This window comes from Rhodococcus sp. NPDC060086, assembly GCF_042730275.1.
In the GTDB taxonomy this organism is placed as follows: domain Bacteria; phylum Actinomycetota; class Actinomycetes; order Mycobacteriales; family Mycobacteriaceae; genus Rhodococcus.
In genome coordinates this window covers 15,653-27,720 of sequence record NZ_JBHWWZ010000016.1, presented here as the reverse complement: position 1 = coordinate 27,720, position 12,068 = coordinate 15,653, and the positions used below count along the sequence as shown (strand labels likewise).

Below are 12,068 nucleotides of genomic sequence, written 5' to 3'. Positions count from 1 at the left end.
TCAGAGTTTCTGTGACAAGCGGATCGTGTTCGGGAGGGTTCTCCCAGACGGCTTGGAGCGGGTTGATCGTGTCAAGAATCCGGAGCGGAAGCTCTGTCGGGAAGTATCAACAGCGGGGGAACTATCGGCGCCGGTGGCGAGATCCCAAGAGGCATCTGTGGCTGTACGGCCTGGCCATCCCACTGAGCCCGTTCCTGGCCTGGGCGCTGGTCCACTATCTGCATCTCGGTGTCTTCTGGGCGACCGGCGCCATCATGATCGCCGTCATCTGCCCGCTGGTGGACCGCTTCACGAAGCTCGACACCAGCAATCCGCCCGAAGAGGTCATGAAGGACCTCGAAAACGACAAGTACTACCGGCGCTGCACGTACGTGTATCTACCGTTGCAGTACGCGGGTCTGATCTTCGGCTGCTGGATGTGGGTGTCGCAGCCGATGGGCTGGGCCGAACGGTTCGCGCTGGCCGCGACGCTCGGCATCGTCGGCGGTGTCGGGATCAACGCGGCGCACGAGATGGGCCACAAGCGCACCAAGATCGAACGACGGCTCGCGAAGGTCGCCCTCGCCCAGTCGTTCTACGGGCATTTCTACGTCGAACACAATTTCGGACACCACATCCGTGTCGCGACCCCGGAGGATCCCGCGACCGCACGGTTCGGTGAGAGCTACTGGAAGTTCCTGCCACGGTCCGTCGGGGGAAGCCTGAAGTCTGCGTGGAACTACGAGCAGGCGCGCCTCGCCCGGCGGGGCGTGTCGGGGTGGAACCTGAAACACAACAACGTCCTCAACGCATGGCTGATGAGCGTGGTGCTGTACGCGGCGCTCATTGCTGCGTTCGGGTGGCAGATCGCGCCGTGGCTCGTGGTGCAGGCGGTCATGGCGATCATGTTCCTCGAGGGCGCCAACTACCTCGAACACTACGGATTGCTCCGACGCAAGCGTGACGACGGGAAATACGTGCGTGTGGCTCCCGAGCACAGCTGGAACAGCAATCACGTGTGTTCCAACCTGTTCCTCTACAACCTTCAGAGGCACAGCGATCATCACGCGAATCCGCTGCGCCGCTATCAGACGTTGCGGTCGATGGACGACGCGCCGCAGCTTCCGGCCGGGTATGCGGTGCTCATCGTGTTGTCGCTGTTCCCCCCGCTGTGGCGTCGGGTCATCGATCCGAAACTTCTCGAGCACTACGACTACGATCTGAGTCGTATCAATATCGATCCGGACAAAGTGGATCCACTGGTTGCGAGGTACGGGCAACGCGGTAATCCTGTAACGAGAAGATGAGTTTGCGATAACGATCGTGTCGCAGCACGGGGGTAGGCGCGGGTGGGAGGCTAGTGTCAGCGGATTTCGGGTCTGATGGAAATCAGGGGGGTAACACCTCGCTCGAAGGATTTCCTCTATCCACTGCCCAACGTGGCATCTGGTTCGCGCAGCACCTACTCGGCGATGTGCCGCTGACGATTGCCCAGTACCTCGACGTCGAAGGCGACTTCGACCCCGAGGTCTTCGCCGATGCCGGCGCTGAGGCCGCTCGCGAGATCGGCACCGGGATGCTGCGGCTCTACGAGATCGACGGCGAGCCGCTCCAGGTCATCGACGACACCCTCCACGACCGGGCCACCATAGTCGACCTGCGAGGTGAGGACGACCCCGAAGCGGCCGCGATCGCGTGGATCCGCGCCGAGTGGGTCGCACCCCTCGACATGCTCCGCGACCGGCTCATCGTGTGCGCGGTCCTGCGCGTCGCCGAGCGGCGTCATTTCATCTACACCCGAATCCACCACATCGCGCTCGACGGCTTCGGTGCGATGACCTTCAGCAACCGCACCGCCGAGCGCTACACCGCGGCGATGGAAGGCCGCGACCCCACGCCGTTCGGGGTGAGCGAGCTGCCCGACATCGTCGAGGACGAAGCCCGCTACCGTTCGTCCACCCGGTTCGACTCCGACCGTAGTCACTGGGCCGAGCGCATCCGCGACCTGCCGCACCCCATCAGCCTCGCCGGGCGTGCGGCCCCCGTCGGCTCGCATCCCGTGCGGTGGAGTGCACCGCTGCCCGACCATGTGGCCGACGCCGTCGACCGACTGCTCATCGAACATGAACACACCACGTTCGCGACCGTGGTCGTCGCGGCGTTCGGGGCGTTCCTGTCGCGGGTGACCGGCGAGCGCGACGTGGTGCTGAGCCTGCCCGTCTCCGCGCGCACCACCGCGAAACTGCGCCGCTCCGGGGGCATGGTTTCCAATGTCGTCCCGATCCGGGTGACGGTGGGGCCCGATGACACCGCCGCCGACCTCATGCGACGGGTCCAGCTCGAACTGACCGGGGCATTGCGTCACCAGCGGTACCGGCACGAGGACATGCGCCGCGACACGGGGTACGGCAGCGCCGACCGTGGATTCTTCGGGCCTGCCGTGAACATCATGATGTTCCAGGGGCAGGTCCGACTCGGCGACGCCGTCGGCAAGCTGCACGTGCTCAGCACCGGTCCCGTCGAGGACCTCTCGCTCAACATCTATCCGAGCGACACCGACGACCCCGCCCACATCGATCTCGAGGCCAACCCGAACCTGTATTCGCGGGCGGAGCTGCGTTCGCATCACGCGCGGTTCGTGGAGTTCCTCGACGGCTTCGTCTCGACCACCGGGCCGGTGGGTGCACTCGATGTGCTGCACGACGACGAGCGCGCCGAGCTCGTCCCCGCGCACGGGCCGGCCGCTCGGCCGGTGCGTCTGCTGCGCGACCTGCTCGCCGACGGTGTCGCGTGCAATCCCGACGGACCCGCGATCATCGACGGGGCCAGGACCCTGACGTATCGCGAACTCGACGAGCGCGCCGACCTGCTCGCCGGGGTGCTTCGCGCCGCGGGCGCCGGGCCGGAAACATTCGTCGCGTTGAGCTTGGACCGCAGTGCCGAGGCCATCATCGCGATGTGGGCGGTGGCGAAGACCGGGGCCGCGTTCGTGCCGATCGATCCGGCGCTACCCGGCGAACGTGTCGCGTACATGGTGCTCGATTCCGGCGTCCGGCTCGGGCTCACCGTGCGGGCACGTATCGACGAGCTTCCGGACGGGCCGGACTGGATCGCGGTGGACGATCCGATCTCCGAGGCCGATCGTCCCGCCGCGTCCTTCGTTCCGGCTTCGCTGCGCCCCGACCACGCGGCCTACATGATCTACACGTCCGGGTCGACGGGAACACCGAAGGGCGTCGTCGTCAGCCACACCGGGCTCGCGACATTCGCGGCGGACGCCCGACCCGAGCTGGGGTTGACGTCGCAGTCGCGGATGCTGAGGTTCTCGTCGGCGAGTTTCGATGCGTCGATCTTCGAGATGCTGCAGGCGTTCAGCTCGGGCGCCGCGATGGTCGTGGCTCCGGCCGACGTTCTCGGCGGAGACGATCTCGCCGATGTGCTGCGCCGTCACCGCGTCACACACATCGTGTCGGCGCCGACGGTGCTCACCACCGTCGACCCCGCCGGCCTCACCGATCTCGAGGCCGTCGTGGTGGGCGGCGACGTGTGCACCCCCGACCTCGTCGCGCGATTCGGCGACACCTGCCGGCTCGTCAACAGCTACGGGCCCACCGAGACCACCATCGTCGTCACCGCCGGTGATCCGCTGATTCCCGGCGCGCCGATCACGATCGGTCGCCCGCTCGACGGGATCACCGCCGTGGTGCTCGATCGGAGGCTGCGGCCCGTGCCGGTCGGGTTCGTCGGCGAGCTCTACATCGGCGGTGCCGGGCTCGCGCGGGGCTACCACCTGCGGCCCGGGCAGACCGCCGACCGGTTCGTGGCGAATCCGTTCGACCCCGGCACCCGGCTGTATCGCACCGGCGACGAGGTGCGCTGGACCGCCGATCATCAGCTCGACTTCGTGGGGCGCTCCGACTTCCAGGTCAAGATCCGCGGTTTCCGCATCGAACTCGGCGAGATCGATGCGGCGCTGCTCGCGCTCGATGGTGTGGACTACGCGGCCACCGTCGTCCACGACACGGGTCATTCCGTCGTCCCCGTCTCGTACGTGGTGATGGAGACCGGTGCCGTATTCGACGCCGAGGCGCTGATCGGCGGCGTGGAACGCACCCTGCCGTCGCACATGGTGCCCGCGTCGGTCGTCGAACTCGATGACGTGCCGGTCACTCTCGCCGGGAAACTCGACCGCGCAGCGTTGCCTGCGCCGAGGTTCGCGTCGGCCGAGTTCCGCGCTCCCGCCACCGACACCGAACGCTCGCTGGCCCAGGTCGCGTCGGGACTGCTCGACGTCGAGCGCGTGGGCGTCGACGATTCGCTGTTCGCGCTCGGCGCCGACAGCATCGTCGCGATGCAGTTCGCGGCCCGCGCGAAGGACGTCGGTCTGTACATCACGGCGCGACAGATCTTCGAGCACAAGACGATTGCGGCGCTCGCGCGGGTGGCGTCCGCGGTGCCGGGCGACTCGGTCCTGCGCGAACTCGACGGTGGTGGTGTGGGCACTGTGCCTCTCACCCCGATCGTGCACGAGATGCTCGGCCGCGGCGACTATTCGACGTTCGCGCAGGCAGTGCTGGTGACGACCCCGGTCGACCTGACCCGTGATCAGCTGACCGCCACGGTCGGCGCGGTCATGGCCCGGCACGACATGCTGCGCTCGACATTCGCCGGCGACACGTGGCAGGTGTCGCCGGAGATTCCCGACGGTGCGGTGGCGATCGAGCGGGTCAGCGTTCCGGACGCAGCCTCGATCGACGACCTGGTGGACGCCGAATGTGACTCGGCTGCACAGCGTCTCGATCCGTCGTCGGGTGTGATGTTGCAATGCGTGTGGTTCGACGCAGCGCAGGGCCACGGCCGCCTGCTGCTCGTGGCGCATCACCTCGTCGTCGACGGTGTGTCGTGGCGGGTGCTGCTGCCCGACCTCGCGCAGGCGTGGCTGCAGATCGCGGCAGATGCCGAACCCACCCTGGCCGATGTCGGAACGTCCTATCGCCGGTGGGCGCACGCGCTGCATTCCGATGCCCGCGACGGTACGCACGCCGACGAACTCGGATTCTGGCAACGCACCCTCGGGGCGGTGACACCGCTTCCCGGAATCGGGGATCTCGATCCTCGGATCGACACGCTCGCGTCCGCCGAGCGTGTGCGGGTGGAACTCGACCCCGAGACCACTGCGGCAGTGCTCACGCGGCTGCCCGACGTGTTCCGTGCGGGTACCGCCGACGGGCTGATCGCCGCACTGGCGTTGGCCCTTGCGCAGTACGACCGCGCGGTGCCGATCATGCTCGAAGGCCACGGCCGCGACCACGAAGGCGCCGAGCTCGCGCGCACGGTCGGGTGGTTCACCAGCGTCTATCCGGTGTGCCCCGCAGTGCCCGACACCATCGACCTCGACGACGCATTCGCAGGTGGGCCCGCCGCGGGAGCGGTCCTGAAGGCGGTCAAAGAACAGCTCGCCTCGGTGCCGAATCACGGTGCGGGATACGGCATCCTTCGTCATCTCGACGATGAGGCACGGCCCGTCCTCGCCGCGTCGGCCGTCCCGCAGATCGGGTTCAACTATCTCGGACGCCTGACCTCCGGTCACATTCCCGAGGAGATCCGCGACATCGGATGGGTGCCCGCGGAAGTCGACCTCGATCCGACGCGTACCTCGCAGCTCGCGGTGGCCGCGGCCGTCGACATCAACGCCATGGTGGTGGACGGCCCCGACGGACCTCACCTGACCGCGACCTTCACGTACGTGCCGCGCGTGGTGCAGGCCGGTTTCGTCACCGACCTCGCGACACGCTGGCGCACCGCGCTCGAAGCGCTTGCCTCACACGTCGATCGCCCCGGCGCGGGTGGTCTCACTCCCTCCGACGTGCCGCTGGTGTCGGTCGGGCAGGGCCAGATCGAACGGTGGGAATCCGAATACTCAGGCGTGCAGGACATCTGGCCCCTGCCGCCGCTGCAGTCGGGGCTGCTGTTCCACTCGCAGCTCGCCCTCGGGTCGCTCGACGTCTACGTTGCCCAGCTGTCGTTGAACCTCACCGGCAACATCGACGCGGCACGGCTACGTGCCTCGATCGAGACAGTGGTCGCGCGACACGCCAACCTGCGCACCGCGTTCGTCCACGACGACACCGGAATACCCGCCCAGATCGTGCAGGGCCGCGTCGAAGTTCCGTGGCGTGAGGTCTCGGTGGACTCGGACAGTATTGCGGCAGTGCTCGATTCGGAGCGTGTCGCGCCGTTCGATCCTGCTCGTCCGCCGCTGCTGCGGGCCGTTCTCGTCCGTACCGGTGCAGGTGCCGTACTGGTCCTGACCAACCACCACCTCATCCTCGACGGCTGGTCGATGCCGCTTCTCGTACGGGAAGTGCTCTCCTGCTACGTCTCACCCGACGCGCTCGTCGAACCCGTGCCCTACCGCGACTACCTGCAGTGGTGGAGCGTCCAGAACCGCGACCGGTCGCTGCAGGCCTGGGGCGACGCATTGTCGGGGCTCACCGAACCCACCCTCGTCGCCCCGCACGCCGGCGAAGTGCTCGACGCCAATCCCGAGCAGATCGACGTCGAACTGCCCGCGTGGCTGCGCACGGGACTCGTCGACCGCCGCGACACCGACGTCACCCTCAACACCCTGGTGCAGACGGCATGGGCACTGCTGCTCGGACGCATGCTGGGCCGCGACGACGTCGTGTTCGGCGCCACCGTGTCGGGGCGCCCGGCCGAACTTCCCGGTGTCGAGAACATGCTCGGGCTGTTCATCAACACGCTGCCCGTGCGGGTACGGATCGACGAGTCCGACACCGTCGTCGACCTACTACGACGCGTGCAGGACGACCAGGTCGCGATGCTCGGGCATCACCACATTGGACTGGGTGAAATCCAGGACCGCGTCGGTGTCGGAACCCTGTTCGACACGCTGACCGTCTTCGAGTCGTACCCCGTCGACCGCGCCGGATTCGACGAGACCACCGATCTCGCCGGGATGCACGTGACGGGCATCGACGGCCGCGATGCGACGCACTATCCGATCACCGTGATGGCGATCCTCGAGCCCACTCTGCGGCTGAGCGTGCGTTTCCGCACCGACCTGTTCGACCGCGCCGTGGTGGAGCGGATCGTGCAGCGGCTGCTCGGTGTGCTCGAAACCTTTGTCGCCCATCCCGACACGCACCTCGGTGACGTCGAGGTGTTCGTGCCCGGCGAACTCGACGTGATCGCGAAGTTCGAGCGCGGAGAGAACGTGGCGCTGCCCGCCATGACCCTCCCCGATCTGCTCGGCGAACAGTCGGCACGCACTCCCGAAGCCACCGCGGTGGTCGTCGACGGCGGCGCCGCGCTGAGCTACGGAACGTTCGCGGGCCGAGTCAATCGCGTCGCGCGGTCGCTGATCGCCGACGGAATCGGCCCCGGCGACCTCGTGGCCGTCGCCATGCCGCGGTCGCTCGAGCAACTCGTCGCGATCCACGCCGTCGTCACCGCAGGCGCCGCGTACGTGCCGATCGACCCCGACCAGCCCGAACAGCGCACCGCGCACGTGCTCGACACGGCTCGTCCCGCGCGCGTGCTCGAGGAACTTCCCGACGCAGTGCGGTTCTCCGACGGTGCGGTCACCGACGCCGATCGTCGTACACCCCTGCACTCCGACGGCCTCGCGTACGTGCTGTTCACCTCCGGCTCCACCGGGCGGCCCAAGGGTGTTGCGATCTCGCACCGCAGCATCGTCAACCGGTTGCAGTGGATGCAGGGCCGGTACCCGCTGACCGGCGACGACGTCGTCCTGCAGAAGACTCCGGCGACATTCGACGTGTCGGTGTGGGAGTTGTTCTGGCCGCTGCTCACGGGCGCCGCCATGGTGCTCGCGACCCCGGACGGGCACCGCGATCCCCGCTACCTGTCGCGGGTGATCGGCGAACAGCGCGTCACCACAGTGCATTTCGTACCGTCGATGCTCGATGTCTTCCTGTCGGAAGGTGACGTGTCGCGGTGTGCGACGCTGCGGCAGGTGTTCACCAGTGGTGAGGCGCTGGCCGCGGCGAGTGTGTCGCGGGTGGTCGAGGCACTCGGCGTGCCGGTGCACAACCTGTACGGACCGACCGAGGCAGCCGTCGATGTCACCGCGCACGAGACGGTGCCCGGCGAGACTCCGGTGCCGATCGGTACGCCCGTATGGAATACGTCGGTGCGAGTGCTCGACGGGCGCCTGCGCCCCGTGCCCATCGGTATCGAGGGCGAGCTCTACCTCGGCGGCGTGCAGCTCGCGCGCGGCTACTACGGTGCATCGCGGCTGACCGCCGAACGGTTCGTCGCCGACCCCGCGGGCAACGGACGTCTGTACCGTACGGGCGACCTGGTTCGGTGGCGCGCCGACGGTGCGCTCGACTACGTCGGCCGCAGCGACTTCCAGGTCAAGCTCCGCGGCCAGCGCATCGAACTCGGCGAGATCGAAGCCGTGCTGCTCGAACACGACACCGTGACGCAGGCGGTCGTGGTGTTGCACCGCGACGACATCGCAGGCGAGCACCTCGTCGCGTACGTGGTCGGAGATGGCGATGGTGCGCTCGCCGACGCCGAGATGCGCCTACCCCGGCACATGGTCCCGACCCTCGCCGTAACCCTCGATGCGATGCCGGTCACCGCGAACGGCAAGCTCGACCGAAAAGCTCTGCCTGCCCCCGAATTCGGATCCGCCGAACACGTCGCACCGGCCTCGGCTACCGAACACATCGTCGCGGCGGCGATCGCCGAACTCGTCGGCCACGACCGCATCGGAGCGACGACGAGCTTCTTCGATCTCGGCGGCAACTCGCTCACCGCGACCCGGCTCCTCGCCCGGCTCGACGATCACTTCGGCATCCGCCTGCAGGTGCGCGATCTGTTCGACAATCCCACCGTCGCCGGACTCGCCCGGATCATCGACGGTCGGCGCGGAGAGCAGCGCCCCCAGCTGACCGCGCGCCCACGCCCCGAGCGCATTCCGCTGTCGCCCGCGCAGGCACGCATGTGGTTCGTCAACCGCTTCGACCCCACGTCCGGCGCCTACAACGTCGCGGTCGCACTGCGACTCACCGGTGTGCTCGACGAGGGGGCACTGCGCGCAGCCGTCGTCGACATCGTCGGACGCCACGAGACGCTGCGCACCCGCTATCCCGACTCCGGTGACGGCCCGCACCAGCAGATAATTCCGGTCGTCGAGGCAGGTCGCGCCCCCACGATCGAATCGCTCGACGGCCCGCTCGAGGAGCGGCTGAGCGAGGTGGTCGGTCGCGGATTCGACGTCACCCTCGAACCACCCGTCAGGTTGACGGTGCTGCGCGAAAGCGGCAACAGCCATGTCCTCGTGCTGGTGGTGCACCACATCGCGATCGACGGCTGGTCGATGCAGGCCCTCGCCCGCGACCTCGTCGCCGCGTACGGCACCCGCGTCCTCGGGAACGCCCCGACCTGGGAGCCGCTGCCCGTCCAGTACGCCGACTTCGCGATGTGGCAGCACGATCTGCTCGGCAGCGTCGACGATCCCGACTCGCTCGGTGCCCGCCAGCTCGAATTCTGGCGCGACACCCTCGCCGGTGCGCCCGAGGTGTCGGACGTACCTACCGACCGTCGACGCCCCGCGGTCCCGTCGTTCCGCGGCGGCACCGTCGAGACCGCCCTCGACCCGCAGCTCTACTCGCGGCTCGAAGAACTCGCCCGGCAGAGCGGGGCATCGCTGTTCATGGTCCTGCACGCGGCCCTCGCGGTGCTGCTGGCGCGGCTGAGCGGCACCGACGATGTCACCGTCGGCACACCGGTCGCGGGTCGCGGGCACTCGAACCTCGACGACGTCATCGGCATGTTCGTCAACACGCTTCCGCTGCGCGTGCCGGTGGCATCCGGCGAGTCGTTCGCCGACGTGCTGGCACGGGTACGCGACGTCGACCTGGCCGCCTACGAGCATTCCGACCTGCCGTTCGAGCGGCTCGTCGACGCACTCGGCACGTCGCGGGACACCTCGCACAACCCGGTGTTCCAGACCGTCCTCGCGCTCGAGGTACCCCGCCCGACGTCCGTGTCGCTGCCGGGACTCGAAATCGACGTGCTCCCCGTCGATTTCGGTATCGCCAAGTTCGATCTCGAATTCGCCGTCACCGAACACGACGACCACGCGACCATCGCCTTGACCTTCGCACGCGACCTGTTCGACGACGGCACCGCCGCCGCGATGCTCGAGCGATACGTGCGACTGCTGTCCGGTGCCGCAACCGATCCGTCGACGGTCGTCGGCGACGTCGATCTGTTGTCCGACGACGAACGTGTCGCGCTGGTGCGTGAACCGGAGGACGCTCCGTACCGGTCGCTGCCCGACCTGTTCGCCGACGCCGCACGCGACGCCGACGCGCTCGCTCTCGTCTCCGGCTCCGCGACCATGACCTACGGCGAGCTGGATCGACGCTCGAACATCCTCGCCGGCAACCTCATCGACGTCGGAGCTGCGCCGGGGTCGGTCGTTGCGGTGGCCGTGCCGCGGTCGGTGGAATCGGTGATCGCACTGTGGGCCGTCGCCAAGACCGGTGCCACGTTCCTGCCTGTCGACCCCGGCTATCCCGCCGCGCGTATCGAGCACATGCTCACCGACTCCGGTGCGCGCCTGGGTGTTGCCGACTCGGCACTGCCCGGCGACATCACCTGGGTGTCGCCGCACGCCAGCGGTGACGACAGGCCGATCGTCGGTCGCGTGCGATGCCCGGACGCCGCCTACCTCATCTACACCTCCGGGTCGACGGGTGTGCCCAAGGGCGTCGTCGTCACCCATCGCGGGCTTGCGGCCTTCGTTGCCGAGCAGCAGCGCCACTACCGGGTGCAGCCGGGGGACCGGGTCGCGGCCTTCGCGTCGCCGAGCTTCGATGCGTCGCTGCTCGAGATCTTCATGGCCGCGGGCGGGGGAGCGGCCCTCGAGCTGGTCCCGACCGACGTCTACGGCGGCACCGAACTCGAGGAGTACCTCGCATCGGTGACACACCTGTTCCTCACTCCCGCAGCCCTCGCGACACTGAACCACGAACGGCTCGAACATATTCGAGTCGTCGTGGTCGGCGGCGAGGCATGCGAGCCGTCGCTCGTCGAACGGTGGGCGCCCGGCCGCGCAATGTTCAACGCCTACGGACCGACCGAGTCGACCATCATGGCCACCCACTTCGGACCGATGGCGACCGATGAACCCGTCCGGATCGGCCGGCCCGTGATCGGCACCGGCGCGGTGGTGCTCGACGCGCGCCTGCATCCCGTCCCCGTCGGCGTCCCGGGTGAGCTGTATGTGTACGGCGCCGGCCTATCCCGCGGATACCACGGTCAGGCGGCGCTCACCGCATCCCGATTCGTCGCGAATCCGCTGCACGGCGGGCTCATGTACCGCACCGGCGACCTCGTCCGGTGGGTCGACGGCCAACTCGAATACCTGGGACGCACCGACTTCCAGGTCAAGGTGCGCGGTCACCGGATCGAACTCTCGGAGATCGACGCGGTGCTCGCCGCCCATCCGGGGGTCGATGCGGCGGTGACCGTGTCGCACGAGGCGACCGGCAGCCTCGTGTCCTATGTGACAGCGACCGGCGCGGTCGATCCGGCCGAGCTGTCCGTGCACGCCGCGCAGGTGCTGCCCGCGTACATGGTGCCGTCGTCGATCACCGTCGTCGATGTTTTCCCGCGCACCGGCGCAGGCAAGATCGACACCCGCGCCCTCCCCGAACCCGTCTTCACCACAACCGAATTCGTCGCACCTCGTGGTGCAGACGAACAACGCGTGGCCGACGTGTTCACCGAGGTCCTCGGCATCGACCGGGCGGGCGCGCACGACGACTTCTTCGCGCTCGGCGGCAACTCGCTGTCGGCGACGCGGGTCATCGCGCGACTCGACTCGTCGCTCGGGGTACGTGCGCTCTTCGAGAACCCGACGGTCGCGGCGCTGGCCGTGGCGATCCGCGACGGCGCCTCGGGGGACCGTCCGGCGTTGGTGGCGGGCCCGCCACCCCCCCCCCACCCCCGCTCGCCCCCGCCCCCGCGGGGGTGGCTGTTCAACACGGTGGACCCCCCGTCGCCGGGGGAAAAAAATACCCGCG

The 12,068-nt window shown here is 68.4% G+C and carries 2 protein-coding genes; both read left to right on the top strand.

All coding sequences use genetic code 11. The features are described 5' to 3' along the window. Positions 1-77: 77 nt before the first annotated feature. On the top strand, positions 78-1,286 hold the full coding sequence (locus ACFWB0_RS11865; protein ID WP_378490681.1) for an alkane 1-monooxygenase: 1,209 nt from the start codon (positions 78-80) through the stop codon (positions 1,284-1,286). Between the two features lie 167 nt (positions 1,287-1,453). Beyond that, the coding region (locus tag ACFWB0_RS11860) for an amino acid adenylation domain-containing protein (protein WP_378490636.1) at positions 1,454-12,068 on the top strand (10,615 nt) is incomplete at its 3' end.